This is a genomic window from Nitrospira sp. (genome assembly GCA_037045225.1).
Taxonomy (GTDB): Bacteria; Nitrospirota; Nitrospiria; order Nitrospirales; family Nitrospiraceae; genus Nitrospira_A.
In genome coordinates this window covers 1,414,965-1,430,092 of sequence record JBAOHZ010000009.1, presented here as the reverse complement: position 1 = coordinate 1,430,092, position 15,128 = coordinate 1,414,965, and the positions used below count along the sequence as shown (strand labels likewise).

Annotated in this window: 17 protein-coding genes; 4 read left to right on the top strand and 13 right to left on the bottom strand. The window is 60.4% G+C overall.

The annotated features are described in order from the left end of the window. Nucleotides 1-88: 88 nt before the first annotated feature. From V9G17_07355 to V9G17_07310, 10 genes are all read right to left on the bottom strand, one after another. Complete coding sequence (locus V9G17_07355; protein MEI2752406.1) at nucleotides 89-1,291, bottom strand: MFS transporter; 1,203 nt, start codon at nucleotides 1,289-1,291, stop codon at nucleotides 89-91. Nucleotides 1,292-1,603: 312 nt separating this feature from the next. Beyond that, a complete protein-coding gene (locus V9G17_07350; protein MEI2752405.1) occupies nucleotides 1,604-1,939 on the bottom strand; it encodes a YnfA family protein in 336 nt (111 codons plus the stop codon). Between the two features lie 119 nt (nucleotides 1,940-2,058). Next, on the bottom strand, nucleotides 2,059-2,592 hold the full coding sequence (locus V9G17_07345; protein MEI2752404.1) for a hypothetical protein: 534 nt from the start codon (nucleotides 2,590-2,592) through the stop codon (nucleotides 2,059-2,061). A 132-nt stretch (nucleotides 2,593-2,724) separates the two neighbouring features. Next, nucleotides 2,725-4,155 carry a pentapeptide repeat-containing protein gene (locus V9G17_07340; protein ID MEI2752403.1) on the bottom strand — a complete coding sequence of 477 codons (1,431 nt, stop codon included), beginning with the start codon at nucleotides 4,153-4,155 and terminating at the stop codon, nucleotides 2,725-2,727. A 511-nt stretch (nucleotides 4,156-4,666) separates the two neighbouring features. Further along, nucleotides 4,667-4,819 (bottom strand): hypothetical protein, encoded by a 153-nt coding sequence (locus V9G17_07335; protein ID MEI2752402.1) that lies wholly within the window; start codon nucleotides 4,817-4,819, stop codon nucleotides 4,667-4,669. Further along, nucleotides 4,816-5,397 carry an isochorismatase family protein gene (locus tag V9G17_07330; protein ID MEI2752401.1) on the bottom strand — a complete coding sequence of 194 codons (582 nt, stop codon included), beginning with the start codon at nucleotides 5,395-5,397 and terminating at the stop codon, nucleotides 4,816-4,818. Before V9G17_07330 ends, V9G17_07335 begins: the two co-directional genes overlap by 4 nt. A gap of 36 nt (nucleotides 5,398-5,433) precedes the next feature. Next, on the bottom strand, nucleotides 5,434-5,814 hold the full coding sequence (locus V9G17_07325) for a cytochrome c (protein ID MEI2752400.1): 381 nt from the start codon (nucleotides 5,812-5,814) through the stop codon (nucleotides 5,434-5,436). Between the two features lie 17 nt (nucleotides 5,815-5,831). Then, nucleotides 5,832-5,990 carry an FmdB family zinc ribbon protein gene (locus V9G17_07320; protein MEI2752399.1) on the bottom strand — a complete coding sequence of 53 codons (159 nt, stop codon included), beginning with the start codon at nucleotides 5,988-5,990 and terminating at the stop codon, nucleotides 5,832-5,834. Nucleotides 5,991-6,003: 13 nt separating this feature from the next. Continuing rightward, a complete protein-coding gene (locus V9G17_07315) occupies nucleotides 6,004-6,132 on the bottom strand; it encodes a hypothetical protein (protein ID MEI2752398.1) in 129 nt (42 codons plus the stop codon). Nucleotides 6,133-6,141: 9 nt separating this feature from the next. Then, nucleotides 6,142-6,687, bottom strand: a complete 546-nt coding sequence (locus V9G17_07310; GenBank protein ID MEI2752397.1) for an HPF/RaiA family ribosome-associated protein — start codon at nucleotides 6,685-6,687, stop codon at nucleotides 6,142-6,144. 266 nt (nucleotides 6,688-6,953) lie between these two features. On the opposite strand from V9G17_07310, the gene V9G17_07305 reads away from it, so the two are divergent. The 3 genes from V9G17_07305 to V9G17_07295 all read left to right on the top strand — a co-directional run bounded on the left by V9G17_07305 (nucleotide 6,954) and on the right by V9G17_07295 (nucleotide 10,652). After that, nucleotides 6,954-8,060: a phosphotransferase gene (locus V9G17_07305; GenBank protein ID MEI2752396.1), complete on the top strand. Its 1,107-nt coding sequence runs from the start codon at nucleotides 6,954-6,956 to the stop codon at nucleotides 8,058-8,060. Nucleotides 8,061-8,065: 5 nt separating this feature from the next. Continuing rightward, entirely contained in the window at nucleotides 8,066-8,593 is a 528-nt protein-coding gene (locus V9G17_07300; protein MEI2752395.1) for an adenylyl-sulfate kinase, read from the top strand. A gap of 148 nt (nucleotides 8,594-8,741) precedes the next feature. Further along, complete coding sequence (locus tag V9G17_07295) at nucleotides 8,742-10,652, top strand: alpha amylase C-terminal domain-containing protein (protein ID MEI2752394.1); 1,911 nt, start codon at nucleotides 8,742-8,744, stop codon at nucleotides 10,650-10,652. 183 nt (nucleotides 10,653-10,835) lie between these two features. Here the strand turns inward: V9G17_07295 and V9G17_07290 are convergent, their stop codons facing one another. The 3 genes from V9G17_07290 to V9G17_07280 all read right to left on the bottom strand — a co-directional run bounded on the left by V9G17_07290 (nucleotide 10,836) and on the right by V9G17_07280 (nucleotide 13,270). Continuing rightward, nucleotides 10,836-11,540, bottom strand: a complete 705-nt coding sequence (locus tag V9G17_07290; GenBank protein ID MEI2752393.1) for a class I SAM-dependent methyltransferase — start codon at nucleotides 11,538-11,540, stop codon at nucleotides 10,836-10,838. A gap of 211 nt (nucleotides 11,541-11,751) precedes the next feature. Next, nucleotides 11,752-12,516 (bottom strand): transglycosylase SLT domain-containing protein, encoded by a 765-nt coding sequence (locus V9G17_07285; protein ID MEI2752392.1) that lies wholly within the window; start codon nucleotides 12,514-12,516, stop codon nucleotides 11,752-11,754. A gap of 286 nt (nucleotides 12,517-12,802) precedes the next feature. Then, a complete protein-coding gene (locus tag V9G17_07280; protein ID MEI2752391.1) occupies nucleotides 12,803-13,270 on the bottom strand; it encodes a GNAT family N-acetyltransferase in 468 nt (155 codons plus the stop codon). 721 nt (nucleotides 13,271-13,991) lie between these two features. Between V9G17_07280 and V9G17_07275 the strand changes: the two genes are divergently transcribed. Then, nucleotides 13,992-14,846 carry a universal stress protein gene (locus tag V9G17_07275; protein MEI2752390.1) on the top strand — a complete coding sequence of 285 codons (855 nt, stop codon included), beginning with the start codon at nucleotides 13,992-13,994 and terminating at the stop codon, nucleotides 14,844-14,846. The last annotated feature ends 282 nt before the right edge of the window (nucleotides 14,847-15,128 follow it).

The window sequence follows — 15,128 nt, the reverse complement described above, 5'->3', positions numbered from 1 at the left end:
GGCGCCTTCAGCGGGGAGATATGCGGGAGATAGTGCATGCTGGAGGCAGTGATCGACCGACGGTGGAAGATGAGGGCTCGTCCATTGCTTAGCCGGGGCGCCGGGGTTGGGCCACGGGAGAGAACAAGGTGCCGACGATCGCGAGCAGACTGAAGAGCGCGCCCGCATAAAATGTGAACGATGCGTCGAACCGATCCCAGAGGAATCCCGCCAGGACACTCGCAACGAGCATCGCAAGTCCGCAGGCCAGATTGAAGCAGCCGTAGGCCGTTCCACGCAAATCGGCCGGCGCCACGTCTGCGACCATGGTGGCCAGCAGGCCTTGTGTCATGCCCATGTGTACCCCCCAGAGCGCCACGCCTCCCAGCACGACGCTCCAGTGATCGTTCATGGCCAGGACCAGGTCGGCCGCAACCAGCACCAAGAGGCCGCCGGCGAGCAGCGCCTTGTGGTTCATCCTGTCGGAGAGCTTGCCGAACGGATAGGCAGAGCACGCATAGACCAGGTTCATGGCGACCATGACCAGGGGAATGAAGGCGATCGGAATCCCGCCTTGTTGGGCGCGCAGGACGAGAAAGGCTTCGCTAAACCGCGCCAGCGTAAACAGGGCGCCGATCCCCACGATCCACCAATAGGCCGACCCTAAGCGCGCGAAATTATCCCGGGTGATCGGATTGGTTCTCTGTGTCGTCGGGCGCGCCTCAGGCTCCTGTATGCCGAATAGCAGGAGCGCGACGGCCATCATGCCCGGTATGACGGCCACCCAGAAGACGGCACGGAAATCGTCGGCCCAGAGCAGCATCAATCCGACAGCGAGCAGGGGACCGAGAAAGGCCCCCACCGTATCGAGCGACTGTCGCAAGCCGAACGCGGCGCCACGGAGATGCGGCGGCGCGATGTCCGCTACCAACGCATCGCGGGGCGCACCTCGTACGCCTTTTCCCACCCGGTCCAGCAAGCGGGCGGTCAACAGGGTGCCGATGTCCGGGGCCATGGCGAAGAGCGGTTTGGTCAGTGCGCCTAATGCGTAGCCGCACAGGGCCAGTCCCTTCCGCTTGCCGAGGTAGTCGCTTAATGTCCCGGAAAAGACTTTGACCACGAGGGCCAGAGATTCAGCCAATCCTTCCACGATGCCGACAGCAATCGTGCCGGCGCCGAGGGTTGTGACCATGAAGAGCGGCAGGAGGCTGTGGATCATTTCCGATGAAATGTCCATCAGCAGGCTGACACAACCCAACACCCAGATGCCGGACGGCATTTGGCGAAGCACATGGCGCGGAGGCATGTTCATAATGATCGACAGGTCGAGGCGATCGTATGGCCATCATCGGCGTGTTTTTGCCTGACGGATTATAGGGAACGCAACTCAGGATTGTCATGTGACTCCTGCCGGGTCTCGGAGGTGGTGAGTACATCTTCGTTAGGGGCGCTGTGAACTCTACGTATGGGACCTGTGAAGGATCACGCGAGGCGTCAACGGGTGATTTCTGTGAGTGAGAACGAAGAGAGGTCCGGTTCTGAGTCCGCACCATGAGCCGCCGCCCGGCATAGAAGCGACCGCCGGAGGAAGGGATTGATGAGTGTGGGCGATTGAGGGGAGAGGTTACATTGAGGGACGAGGCATATACATAATGACGGCCATGCCGATGAGGCAGATCGCCGCTCCTACGACATCGAATCGATCCGGCCGGACACTATCCACGCCCCATCCCCACAGCAGCGACAGGATGATGAACATTCCGCCATAGGCCGCATAGACCCGTCCGAAGTGCGCGGTTTGCAACGTGGGAATGATCCCGTAGAGGATCAAGAGCACCGCCCCCGCTGCTGCATATCCGAGGGGTTTGCCTTCACGGAACCATAGCCAGACGAGGTAGCCGCCGCCGATCTCGCACAGTCCGGCGACGATGAAAAGACTCATCGACAGGGCAAATGACATCACTGCCTCCTTGCGACGACCTTCGGGGCATCCTGCGGGCTGGGTTGATCCCTATTGGCACAATACGGCATATGAGGTGATTGTGCTGTCCCACAACAACCGTGCCCTGCTGTACTCCGTCAGGCACAGGGTTGAGCTGAGAAAAATACGATGGGCGTTTCCTTGTTCTGAACATGGAGAATCAAGCCGCCGAACAATCGTGGAAGGAATGACAGGTCCCGTCGCTCTTGTCCGGCAACGCCGTTTTGGATGCTGCCCACCCATTCCGTCGCTTGCCGGTGATCGTTAGAGGCGTTGTAGGTCAGGTGTAACAGCTGCCCCTGGTACCACGCCTGGATCGGACCAGCCCGGATGGTCCGCTCCTCAGCTCCATCCTGGTTGCTGATGCCAAGCGTCAGGTGCCCGGTGGTGAGGGCCGTCACGACATCATCGCGCAGGGCCGAACAATCAAGCCGGATTGCCCGGACATGATGCCGCGCGAGAAACGCCGCGTCGTCTGCCAAAAACTGCCGATAGTCGTCCAGACCGGAGATGGTATAGGTCTGGATATGCAGGGCTCGACAGGCGTCCGGCGGGCACCAGGTGACAAACATCAGGACGCTCAGCACTGCCAACCCGGCTAGCGCGAGCACGATCATAGACTGCCGGTTCACCACATTGAGCTCTCATAAAAGGAACCTGGCGGCGCGATGGTTCCGGCCCTTGAGGCCCTGAACCGGACGCTGGTTTCATTGATTGTGGTGATCAGTTGTTCCATATGCCCACCTAGTGGTTCGATTGTCATGCTATTTACGCGCTCGTTGGTGATGTTGGGGACAGGGCTTCGGCCGTTGGAGATCGGACGGAATTTGAGTCGCCTCATCCAGGCAGGCCTGATCCAGTTGTGCTTGAACCAGCCCCAGTGTGCCGCTGAGGTTCGCCCCCCGCAAGTCGGCCTGTTGCAGATCGGCGTTGTTCAGTTGGGCGCCTGTCAAATCTGAGGCGCTCACATTCGCCCCGCGTAAATTGGCCTCCTGGAGGTTTGTTTGTACCACGACCGCGTGGCTGATGTCGGCCTGGCTCAGGTCGGCTGCCACCAGGTTGGCCAATTCCAGATTGGCTTCGGTCAGCCGGGCCTGCTGCAGATGGGCTTTCGGGCCATACATTTCGGTGAGGTCGGCTTTTCGCAGATCGGTCCGTGCCAGTTGGGCGCCGATGAGGACGGCGTGATGCAGCGTGGCCCCGTGTAGCGTGGCCCCGGACAGGTTGGCCTTATACAGGACCGTCATGGTCAGCGTGGCCGAGTCCAGTCGGGCTTTGACGAGGTTCGCTCCTTCCATATTTGCATTTTCCAGGTTGGCTCGCTGCAGGTTGGCTCCGCCGAGATGCGTATAGCGAAAATCTGCGCCACGGAGGCTGGCCTCATGGAGATCCGCGCTCGCCAGTGAGGCGTCGTCTAAATAGGCGCTCTCCAGATCTGCTTCGACGAGTGATGCGCCGTCGAGGGTCGCACTGTCCAGCAAGGCGCCCTGCAGACTGGCTCGGCGTAAATTGGCCTGGCGCAAATTAGCCCGGCGGAGGTCGGTGCTTGCCAGGTCGGCGTCGGTGAGATTGGCTTTCAACAGATTCGCGCCATAAAAATAGCCGTCCAAGAGGGTGGCATTGCTGAGGTCTGCGCCCCGCAGATCGGCATCTTCAAAATGAGCTCGCTCCAAGAGCGCGTCCCGGAGGTGCGCGCCTTGAAGGTTGGCTCCGTAGAACGCCGCTTCGTCGGCCGCGACGCGATTGAGATGGGCGTTGACCAACAGGGCCTTGCGTAGGTCGGCGCCCTCCAGGTTCGCGTCGTCGAGGATCGCCTGGGAGAAGTCGGCGCCTTTGAGGTGTGCTTGCACAAGACTCGCGGTGCGCAGATGTGAGCCCTTCAGGATCGCGCCTTCGAGATTGATCCGTTCGAGGTTGGCCCCTGCCAGGCGCAGTTGTCGAAGATCGGTGCGGCAGAGATTGGCCCGGCGGCCATCGGGGGAGTCCCGATCTTCCAGCCAACGGGCATGAGCCTGGAGCACTTTGTTTATTATGTTTGGCGCCGGACGCGTCTGCTTGAAGGCGCTTTCGCAGGTATTGCCCGTGGAGGGTTTGGGTGCCGGCTTCGCCGCGGCATCCGCACCGGCCGGTAGGCAGAGGAACGCGGCCACCATCCAAGCGGTGACGGTGGTGCTGGAAACAGAACGCTGGTTCATGAACGGGCCTCCTTCAAGAAGATTCGATGCTGCGGTGAATGGCATGGTTTCGGGAGCATGATGGGGCTCATGTGTAGCGATCGACCTGTTCTGCCAATTCGGTGAGAGTCGGCGCGATCCGGACCTCGTAAGGATCGGCACGGTCGATCCGGCGCAACGGGTCGGACAATTGTGTCAGCGAGAGCCGGGCATGTCTGCGGATCTCTTCCACCGACGGCGGGGGATGCGACGCGTGTGCCTCCCTGCATCACCTGACCCAGTAGCGGCTCGCCTTCCCGCCAGTCGCCCTCGACCGTGATGATATCACCGTTCAGGCATCCGTCGCTTCCGATCCGGCAATGGACCTGTTTTCGGCCGGGCCAGGTGGCCTTGCCTTCGGATCGTTTACGGCAGGGTCTGCCAGCATATTCCTGGAGTTTATAGGCGCAATAGTCGAGCAGGGGTTTATCGCCTGCAACTAAGACCAACCGGCAGGCTTTGGAGGCCACCAGCGTTTGGAAGTTCAGGAGATTCATGATCCTGATTTCCATGAGCTGCGTTGCGGCGGTAGTTTCCGAACAAAGAATTCAAAGACGGCGATGTCCGTCATGCTCTGGACGAGATAGGCCTGCGTCATTGAGAGCTGGTAGAGCTCTGTGAGCAGCGCGTCCGAGGTGCGGTTCATCTGGCCAACCGCTCCAGGCTCAGGGGAATGGCGCCGGCGAGCACCATCGCTTCTTCGGCGCGTCGACCGTCATCAGGAAGGACATTCACCGGCCGGATGGCATCGACCAACAGGCAGACCTCATACCCGAGTGTCCGGGCATCCCGCACCGTTTCAAGCACGCAATAGTCCGTGGCCAGTCCTCCGATGAACAACCGGACAATGCGGGCTGCCTGGAGACGATCGTGCAACGCAGTACCCTGGAAGCCGGAGTACGCCTCGCGTGTGGGGTCGGTGCCCTTGGAGATCACCACGGCCGTTGGAGGAAGTTGGAGGCTGTCAGGAAACTGTGCTCCTGGCGTGTGCGCGATGCAGTGTTGTGGCCAAGGCCCCCCCTGTGTGTGGAAGGAACAATGGTCGGGCGGGTGCCAGTTCTGGGTGAGAAACACCGGCAGGCCGCGTTCTATAAACAGCAGTAGATACCGCTGCAACGGGGGAATGACTTCCTGACCGCCGGGCACGGCCAACGCTCCACCCGGGAGCAAATCGTTCTGCACATCCACGATGATGAGCGCATCGCCTGGTTGAAAACGTTTCATACGGAGTCCCTTCGCGGAACTCGTCCGCTCGGCAGCTTATTGGCCCTGCTGCACCAGCAGCCGGATGTAGGCGAGCACGTCCTGCCGTTCCGTTTCGGTTAGTTGGCCTTGCCAGGAATGCATCGGGCTGAAGACGATGCCGTGTTCGATCGTTCGCAGAAGCTCCTCGTCGGACTTGAGGAAGGATTTCAAACGGTGGAAATTGGCCGGCGGGACCTTCAAGGCGGCGGCATCGGGGCCGTCGCCCCATCCGCCACGGCCATGGCAGGCGAGGCAATGACGCCCGTAGACGGCCTTTCCTCTGATGGGGTCCGGCGGGAAATCCTGGGCCCCTGCGGAGCCACATGCTGCCGCGAGGGTCACGACGAGCGAGAGGACGAGAGAAAGCCGGATTCCGGTGGCCATGATGATCTGCATGGGTCGCTGGGTCTCCTTCAGCTCTTCTTGGTCGTGTGGGCGATGAACGAGGAAAAGTGTTGCTGTAGTTTGGTGCTGCCGCAAGCCGGACATTGGACCTCGCCCTGTTCATGTTGTTTCAGCGTCACGATGATCAGCGATTCTTTTCCGCAGGCCAGACACGTGTAGTCATACATGGGCATACGGACCTCACACGGCAAATTCCCCCGCTTCCACGGCCGCGACGACTTCCCGGTTCAACGCGAGGTGGTTCGTATTCCGGGCGGGGATGATCACCCCCTGCGCACCGGCAGGACGCTTCTGTTTATCCGACGTCATCCTTGGCTCCTACAGTTCCAACGCGTGAGATGGCTGCACGATGGTGGCGTGTAGGCCCTTCTCACCCGGTTCACTTTCGAAGAGAACCTCCTGCCCGTCTTCCATGTCGTTAAACGTGATGCCCTTCACGGCATTCTTATGGAAATACACCTCGCCGCCGCCGTCCTTCAGGATGAAGCCATAGCCGAGGTCGGGGAATACCTTGCTCACCACGCCGCAGAGTTGAGGCAGCGGTTCGATGCGCAGGACTTTGTCCGCCCGTTTCTCGCGATATTTCCGCAGTTCGATCGCCACGGCATCGAAGGCGGCCCGGATCGCTTCCTCGAATGTTTTGTCTTCTTTGCGAGAGGTAATGGTGTGACGGGTTGGCACTGTGACCAGCACAAGCGCCTCCGCCACGTTGTCCAATTTCTTATGATGGCGATTTTTCGTCAGGGTGACGCGTCCATGTATAATGTCGTCGTGGCCACGCTGTAAGGTGGCCATCCGCTCTTCGATCTCGGTTTTCCAGCGCGGAGTCATGGCGATGTTGCGGCTCTCAACTTCCAGGTTCATGCGCCCTCCTCTCGTCTCAGATGAACAGTCTGTGCACCTGCTGTCTCAGCAAGGCACATGCCCTTGCCGCAGGGGGGGACGCAGGGCGTGGATGAAACTGAAACGCCTGAAAGAGGGGCTTTTGCACGAGTTTCGTACGCGGGATGATGGTGGGCTTTCGGGACACTGGCGCATAATTCCTCACTGCTCCTGGAGGGGCTGAAGCTCAATGCGCCAGTTGCCGCTTCACTTGTCGGTTGGAGCGGGGGATTTTTCAGGAACATGTTTTGCGTAGAAAACGTGGTATGCCGGTCTTGAAGAAATCTGCTGTGGAGACCTACCTCAAGGCCCGGTTCGGGCCGAGCGCCGAAGTGCTCGCCTATGGGCCGATCGGCAAGGAGACCACCGGCGCGCGGTATAAGCAATACGGGTATGGTGCGCCGGTCCGGCTGACCTTCCGGCAGGGAGGCAAGACTCGCCGGGTGGTATTGGGCACGATGAGTCCCGGTCCATTCGGTCACGAGCATTCAGCCGACCGGGCTCAGGCGATGTTGTGGGACTACGACTGCTACGGCCGTCTGCCGGGACATATCGACGCGCTGGATGTGGGGGCCTTCACGACGCGTGGCGAGTTGATGTCCGTGGCGGCGGCCAAAGAGTTTTTTTTGCTCACCGAATGGTCGGAGGGTGCGACCTATCATAAGGATCTCGAACGCATGGCAGGGGCGAGCAAGCCGACTGCGCTCGACCGGAAGCGGACCGGGGCGCTGGCCGGATATCTGGCCGGGATTCACAGGGTGAAACAGACAGACCCGCAACTCTATCGACGGCGGCTGCGGGAATTGCTCGGGCATGGCGAATGTATCATGGGGCTCACCGATAGTTACCCCGACCGGTTTGCGTTTATCACGCAGGAGCTGCTCGAACGGATCGAGGTGGCCTGTAACGCCTGGCGTTGGCGGCTGCGCGGCCGGCATACGCGTCTCTCCCAAGTGCATGGCGACTTTCATCCTTGGAATGTACTGTTTCGACGCGGGACGGATTTTTCCGTCTTGGACCGGTCACGCGGGGAGTGGGGCGAGCCAGCGGACGACGTTACCTCGATGTCGATCAATTACCTCTTCTTTTCGCTGTGCCGCCATGGAACGTTAACGGGTGCGCTGGAAGTGGTGTTCCATTCATTTTGGGAGACCTACCTTGCCCGGAGTCGCGATCACGAGGTGCTGGAGACGACGGCGCCGTTTTTTGCGTTTCGCGGGTTGGTGCTGGCGAGTCCGCTCTGGTATCCGAAACTGACCGTGGGGGTTCGGCGGAAAATCTTCCGGTTCATCGAAAATGTCCTGGCGGTGCCGCGCTTTGACCCGGCGGATGTGAATCGTTACTGCGAAGAGTGACCGTGATGACTCATGCCCCGTTCGCCATCTGGTTCACCGGTCTTCCCGCTTCCGGGAAAAGCTCGATTGTCGCGCGGTTGTTGCCGAGGCTTGAATTGGCGGGATTGCCGGCGGAAGTCCTGGAGTCGGATGCCATCCGGAGTATTCTCACGCCGGAGGCGAGTTATGCGAAAGAGGAGCGGGATCTGTTCTATCGCGCCCTGGCGTTCATGGGGGCGCGCCTGTTCGCGCACGGCGTGAACGTGATCTTCGATGCGACGGCGAGTCGGCGGGAGTATCGGGAATTTGCGCGCAGCCTGATTCCAAGCCTTTTGGAGGTCTCCATTGAGTGTCCGCTGGAGGTCTGCATGCAGCGCGATAAGAAGGGGACGTACAAGCGAGGGCTGGAAGGCGAGTCGTCCACTGTGCCGGGGTTACAGACGCCCTACGAAGCACCGACCTCGCCGGTCCTGACGATCGATACCACGGTCACCTCTCCGGCTGCTGCAGCCGAACAGATTCTCGATGTGATCCGATCCCGCCATCGGTCGTGAGAGGTTGCTTCGTCGCTTCGATTGTCGACATCGTCCTTCGCATATGTGCATCGCGGTAGGCTCTCTGCCCGTTCGCTATCTCTTGCCGAGTTGAGCGGCCTCGGATAGGATACAGCCGTTTCGGCGATGGCTTCTCGTGAGGGCCTCCATGCCCGCGTCACTCACCCACATTCATCCAGACACCCCGATGGGGGCCAATCTGATTGCCGGCGGCGCGACGTTTCGTTGCTGGGCCCCGCATGCCAAGTCCGTCTATGTGGTCGGCGATTTCAACCACCAGGTACGGAGTGAAGCGAGTTTGCTGACGCGGGACGCGCAGGGGCATTGGCGGGGGTTCATCCCGGGTGTGAAGAATCGCCAACGCTACATGTTCTACGTGGTCGGCGAGGGGAGTGAAGGGCTCAAGCGGGACCCCTATGCCCGCGAGTTGGAGGCGCCCTTCCCTAGTCAATGCATCATTCGCCATCCGGACTTTCCCTGGCACGAATGCGGCTATGTCGTGCCTCGTTTCCATGAATTCGTGATCTATCAGCTCCATGTGGGGACCTTCTTCACGCCGAATCTCCCGCAGAAGGGCGGCACCTTCCTCGACGTGGCTCGTAAGCTCCCCTACCTCGCCGACCTTGGCGTGACGGCGTTGCAACTGATGCCCATTCAGGAATTTCAGACCAGCTTCAGCTTGGGCTACAACGGCACCGACTATTTTTCTCCTGAAATGGACTTCGCCGTGGCGGATGCCGATCTGCCCCCCTATGTGGCGATGGTCAACCGATTGTTGGACGAGAAAGGATTGCGCCGGTACCAAGTGACGGAACTGCAAGGGGAAATGAATCAGCTCAAGGCGCTGATCGACCTCGCCCATATCTATGGCCTGGCGGTGCTGCTCGATGTGGTCTACAACCATGCGGGCGGAGACTTCGGGGACCAGAGCCTGTATTTCTTCGATCGGCAAGATCCGGCCGGCGGTCAGCGCAACTCGCTGTATTTCACCAATGTCGGCCATGCCGGCGGTCTAGTGTTCGACTTTGCCAAGCCCGAGGTGCGTGACTTTCTGATTCAGAACGCCAAGTTCTTCCTCACCGAATACCAGGTCGATGGCTTTCGATACGACCAGGTGAGCGTGATCGATCATGACGGGGCGCCGGAAGGCTGGCGTTTTTGTCAGGATCTCACGGCCACGTTGCATGCGCAGCATCCGGAGACGTTACACCATGCGGAATATTGGGATGTGAATCCGTTCATTGTCGCGCCGCTGCCGGTCGGTGCCGGGTTCGACACCACGTTGACCGATGGCCTGAGGATTGCGATCCGTGATGTCATCGGCAGTGCCAGCGCGCCCGACGCGCGTCCGCTGAATATGACAGGCCTGGCACGAAGTCTGTGGCCCGAGGGGTTCCACGAGTCATGGCGTGTTGTGCAGGGCCCGGAGAATCACGACATCGTCTACCAGGGGCGCGAGCCGCGCATTGCCCGGCTTGGCGATCCAGCCCATCCCCGATCCTGGTTTGCGCGCAGCCGTGCGCGTGTGGCCACCGGTCTCAGCCTGACTGCGCCCGGGATTCCCATGTTGTTCATGGGGCAGGAATTTCTGGAGGACAAGCAGTGGGCCGACGACTTCGTGACGCACGCCGATCTGCTTCTGCATTGGGCCGGTCTCGATCAGGGCGACAGGCAGATGCTCGATCACCTACGGTTCACGCGGGAGCTTTTGCAGGTGCGCCGCCGATTACCGGCGCTGTGTGGACAAGGGCTTCGCGTGACACATGTGCACGATCAGAACCGGGTCCTGGCGTTTCATCGTTGGGTGGAAGGAGAGGGGCGCGACGTGATGGTGGTCGTGCATCTGGCGGATTTTACCCGCGTCGGGTATCGACTCGGATTCCCCGGCGGGGGGGACTGGCGCGAAGTGTTCAATAGCGATGCCTATGAAAATTGGATCAATGCCGGCGCGGCCGGAAACGGAGGGCGCGTGACCGCCGGTCCGCAACCCTTGCATGGCTTCGCCTATTCGGCAACGGTTGTGCTCCCTGCCAATAGTCTGCTGATATTTGCGCGGTAACGCTCCTCCGGACCCCTTCTCTCATTCATCACTCCATTTTTCAGGCCCAGTCCGACGGGACCGCGCGTCACGAATCCGCCGTCTTGCGTGGCACAAGAGTTCTTCGTAGCACGGGCGACTGCAGGTTGCGCAACGGGGCCGCCCTCATCGTGCGTCGTTCGTGAAACGGCGTTCGTCATCCTGTTAAGTCGTCCACCAGGAGGCGACCGGAGGATGAGGCCGGGGGCGCAATGGCCGCGGATGAACCCATTGGCCTTGTGACCGAAGCCCCGCTTGTCGGCAGTAGGCGGCCGCGACAGTTGCTTCATCGGTGCCGTGATTCACCAGGAACAAGGTTCCTTGCGTCGCAAGGTTGCGCGCGATGCGAGCAAAGAGCCGTTCGGGGGAAAAGACGGTTAACGGGAGCCGCCAGGCGAGAACGGGAGCCGGCGTGACAAACGGAAACCAAGCCGTGATGACATCTACCTGCTCGTCCATCCGGCAGTAGTCGGCAACCACAAACGAGGTCTGCGGAAGATCCTCGATGTATCCGGCGGCCGCATCGTAACGGCTGTAGCCGGTGGGGTAGAGGCGGAATCCTTCGACATCCACGCCGGTTAGTTTTGCCGGTTGGAGAAACCGGTGCAGTGTCCGCGCATACCAAAAGTTGGCACAGCCCACATCCGTGACCAGACCGCCAGTGGGCACGGGCCGATCTGCTGCCGCCCAGGCTTGGTCCAGCAGATCGAGATAGGCGTAGTTCGCCAGGGACGTGTGGTGCCCGTAGTGGGATTCGAAGCAGAGACCATAGCGGGCCCGCAGTGACTCGATGCGAGCAGTCTGCCAGGGAGCGAGATTCGTGAGATGACCGACCGGGACTTCGTGGTAAGTCGATCTCGACCAGCGCATCTGCTCCGAGAGGCGAAACCACAGCGCATGATAGAGCGACCGGCACCGTTGTCCGAGTGAATAGCGAGGAGGTGATGGCTGCACGCAGGGTGACGACGCCCGGAGTTCGCAGGCCGATCGGGATGGTGTCGAAGGTGGCGTGCCCATCGGAACTCAGTCTCGCTCACCATCCCGGCTCTGCCAATGAAAAATGAAAAGGTCAGCGGGACTGTTATTGAGGCCGCACGAACCGGAGTAGGCTCTCGCCCGCGGCCAGCCGGGCAAATTTTCGCTTCAGTTCGTTCACTTGATGGAGGTAGAGCTTGGCACTGTGATCGCCGCACCGTTGCTGCGGGGCCAGCCGAAACCCGCGTGCGACATACGCGTGCCCGGCGCCGGCTCCACAGAGGTGAATCACAGCGGCCAGATCTTGTTTCTGCTGAAACGTGGGCCGAGGCTTTCGATGCGGACCGATGGCGTTTGCTACGGCGCGGTCGAGCAGGGCGGAGGTCAGCTCGATGGCATGGCTAGGCAGGACGCGACTGTAGAGGCTGTTGAACCAGCAGGAGTGAGGATCGTTCCAGGGGCCGTCTTGAACGACACGATGCTCATGAATGCAGTACCGCTTGCCTTCCTGAAAGGTTGCGTCGGTGATCTGGAACATGCCGACTGCGCTCGACGCCGGACGGTACAGGTCCAGCGGATTCCAGGTCAGTCGCCAACGCCAGTAGGTGCGTGCGACAGGATTGCCTGCGCTTTCGACCTGCGCCAGTGCGGCCAGCAGATCCGGCGTCACGATGGCGGTGGAATGTGTGCGGAAGAGCGAGCCGTACTCTTTCCATGTTTCGTAGGGGTGTTTATCGAGCGCGTCGTCGAGCGCAAAGAACATTTCCGACGGTTTGTGGATCGTATGGTAAACCCAGTTCACACCTGCGCCGAGCAGGAGAAGGGCGGACAGGCCCACCACCAACCTGACCGTGACGGGCAAGCGTCGCAAGGCGGCGAGGAGGGCTCGATATCGATGCCACCAGGCGCGCCCGCGCCGGCGAACGGCTGTGATCGTGCTCCTGTGTCCGCGCCTCCTGCGCCGAATGATAGCCTGCGGATGCGAACGGGAAGGCATGGGCTCACTATAACGCAAAAAGGGAGAATTGAAGGGCTGGTGATCGGCTTACTCGCAGAACGCGAGGTCAGTCTGTTTTCGTTCTATGTGTGCTTCTTGCTCATCTGAGGAATCGCAGATGTCGTCCAGATCGAACACGTTCTGAGTAAATAATTGAGGGCTATTGTCGGTCCAGATTCGCCTGCGGCACCATGAGCTCCTTCACCATCTTTCGATGCGGAATGCCGGCGTCCATGAAGGTCTCGCCGACCACGTGGAACCCGGCTCGTTCGTAGAAACCCAGCGCGTGGGTCTGTGCGGACAAGGTGACACGGGTGAGTCCTTGTCTGGCCGCCAGATCCAGCAGCGTCTTGAGAAGTGCTCGTCCCACGCCCCGCCTGCGCCAGTCTTTGAGTACTGCCATTCTGCCGATGGTGCCGTTCTGTTGCATGCGCGCCGTGCCGATGGCCTCTCCGCGGTCGTTCCACGCCAGCACATGGGCGCAAGATGAATCGAGCCCGTCCCACTCCAGTTCCACCGGCACTCGCTGTTCATGGATAAACACCACTTCTCGAATCGCCTTGATGGTCGATTCCGTTGTGGCCCAGTCGGTAAGCTCTATTCGTCCTGTCTCGTATGGGTGTGGCATGATTCGCTGGCCTCATCGATCTGTCCGACTTTCTGCACCTGACTCCGATCAAGCGCGCGTCCTAAATGTAAATCTCTTTTGGCGGATCGGCAACCACATGGTACCGTTCATCATGAGTGTCGGCTTCTGACACGAGGCAGGTGAGTGCCGAAAGGTTCCGGTTCATCGATGGGAGGTCGTCCGTGAAAACTCAACGTCGAACCTATGATGTCGTGGCAGGGCGGAGGGTCCGATCCGGATTGTGGCGTTCCTGGTGTCGGGTCGGCGGAAGGCCCGAAGCCCCGCGGGTGTTCGGCTGGTCTTTTCTGCGTTCGATGTGGTCGTTACTCTGCAAAGTGGCGTGGGGCGGGATCGGTCGTGGTCCTGACACCCGCTCTCACTGGGGACATAAATCAATCGGTTGTTCCGCACCTCGCTCCACGGCCATCTATGGTCGGTTGAACTGATCGGCGGTATTCCGTCCGGTTGACTGAGACCCTGTCCGCACGCAGGGTCGTTCTCTGCGCCGATACGTCTCTTTCAAATCTGTTCTCCATCACTTTATCAATGTGCTTAGGCGGTATCCTCCTCTCGTATGCCCGAGGGGGATGAAGCCGGGCGATAGCTCATTTTCTCAACACGAAGCTATTGACCCGCCGATCGGTTGGGGCGAAGATGCGGCAGCGTTGGCACAGAGCCTGCTACTGTAGTTGGTCACGGATTGAACGATGAGGGGCGACCTATGAAAGTCATGATTGCGACCGATGGATCGAAGTATGGCAAGTGGGCGACAGAATGGGTGGCGCGAATGCCGTTTGCGGAGAAGCCGGATGTGAGTGTCTTGCATGTGACGGATGTCGAGGCGTTGCGCGCGCCCTTCATGTTTCAGCCGGTAGTGGTCGGTAACGAGCCGTTCCTTCAGCAAGAAATCAAACGAATTGAAGGCCGGGGCAAGGCTGCCATGGCCGAAGCCAAGACCCAGATGGCGTCGCTCAAGTTGAAGGGCAAGGTGATCGCCGAGCGCGGGGCTGCCGGTCCGACGATTCTCAAACGGGCGCCGCAGCGTGATGGCCTGGTGGCAATCGGGAGCCGGGGGCTGGATGCGCTCGATCGCTTTATGCTCGGGAGTGTCTCCACCCAGGTGACGCTGCATGCGCCTTGCTCGGTCCTTGTGGTCAAGGAAGAGCCGCGCCCGCTGAGCCGGATTCTGTTCGCAGCCGACGGGTCCAAGGCCTCGGACAAGGCCTTGCGGTTCTTGTTGACCAAACTGCAGCCGGAGGAACGGGAAGGCCTGGAGCCGATCGATGTGGTGGTCATGCACGCCATGCCGTTTCTCAAGTATCCTGAGCTCAAAGAGGCCGGTGTCCGCTTGGTCGAGCAATACGCCAATAAATTGATGAAAGCCGGGTATGTCGTCGATGAAGTGGTTCAGCTCGGAAAACCGGCTGAGGAGATCTTGAAAACGGCCACGAAGAAAAACGTCGATCTGATCGTCACCGGGGCCAAGGGCATGGGGGCCGTCGCCAGGTTCCTACTGGGCAGTATCTCCACCAAGGTCGTACAACACAGTACCTGTTCGGTCCTCGTCGTTCGCTAAGCAGGCTGTGGCCAAAGGCCGCCCGCGATGTTTTCGCCAGACACAGCGGCCTCACCGTCTCGCCCACCCACAGGCGTGACGCTCAGGATGCTTCGCGTCGCGGACCTTGCTGGACCGCCTTTCTCAACAGCCTGCGGCAGACTGTAGGAATATCTATGCCTCTGCGGTTTCCCGGACCTTTGCTCTAAGCCCAGAGTTGATTCATGCGTGGTTAGGCATCGTTCGTCGCAAGGGCCTCTCTCGGGCCAACCAAGGTCGCTGTGGCGTTTCACCCCGCTCTCA

Coding starts and splice junctions, on each gene's coding strand:
- V9G17_07325 (MEI2752400.1), bottom strand. CDS start 5,814: ATGCAGATCATCATGGCCACCGGAATCCGGCTTTCTCTCGTCCTCTCG.
- V9G17_07290 (MEI2752393.1), bottom strand. CDS start 11,540: ATGCGCTGGTCGAGATCGACTTACCACGAAGTCCCGGTCGGTCATCTC.
- V9G17_07340 (MEI2752403.1), bottom strand. CDS start 4,155: ATGAACCAGCGTTCTGTTTCCAGCACCACCGTCACCGCTTGGATGGTG.
- V9G17_07280 (MEI2752391.1), bottom strand. CDS start 13,270: ATGCCACACCCATACGAGACAGGACGAATAGAGCTTACCGACTGGGCC.
- V9G17_07320 (MEI2752399.1), bottom strand. CDS start 5,990: ATGTATGACTACACGTGTCTGGCCTGCGGAAAAGAATCGCTGATCATC.
- V9G17_07315 (MEI2752398.1), bottom strand. CDS start 6,132: ATGACGTCGGATAAACAGAAGCGTCCTGCCGGTGCGCAGGGGGTGATC.
- V9G17_07310 (MEI2752397.1), bottom strand. CDS start 6,687: ATGAACCTGGAAGTTGAGAGCCGCAACATCGCCATGACTCCGCGCTGG.
- V9G17_07330 (MEI2752401.1), bottom strand. CDS start 5,397: ATGAAACGTTTTCAACCAGGCGATGCGCTCATCATCGTGGATGTGCAG.
- V9G17_07300 (MEI2752395.1), top strand. CDS start 8,066: ATGACTCATGCCCCGTTCGCCATCTGGTTCACCGGTCTTCCCGCTTCC.
- V9G17_07350 (MEI2752405.1), bottom strand. CDS start 1,939: ATGTCATTTGCCCTGTCGATGAGTCTTTTCATCGTCGCCGGACTGTGC.
- V9G17_07355 (MEI2752406.1), bottom strand. CDS start 1,291: ATGAACATGCCTCCGCGCCATGTGCTTCGCCAAATGCCGTCCGGCATC.
- V9G17_07295 (MEI2752394.1), top strand. CDS start 8,742: ATGCCCGCGTCACTCACCCACATTCATCCAGACACCCCGATGGGGGCC.
- V9G17_07275 (MEI2752390.1), top strand. CDS start 13,992: ATGAAAGTCATGATTGCGACCGATGGATCGAAGTATGGCAAGTGGGCG.
- V9G17_07335 (MEI2752402.1), bottom strand. CDS start 4,819: ATGAACCGCACCTCGGACGCGCTGCTCACAGAGCTCTACCAGCTCTCA.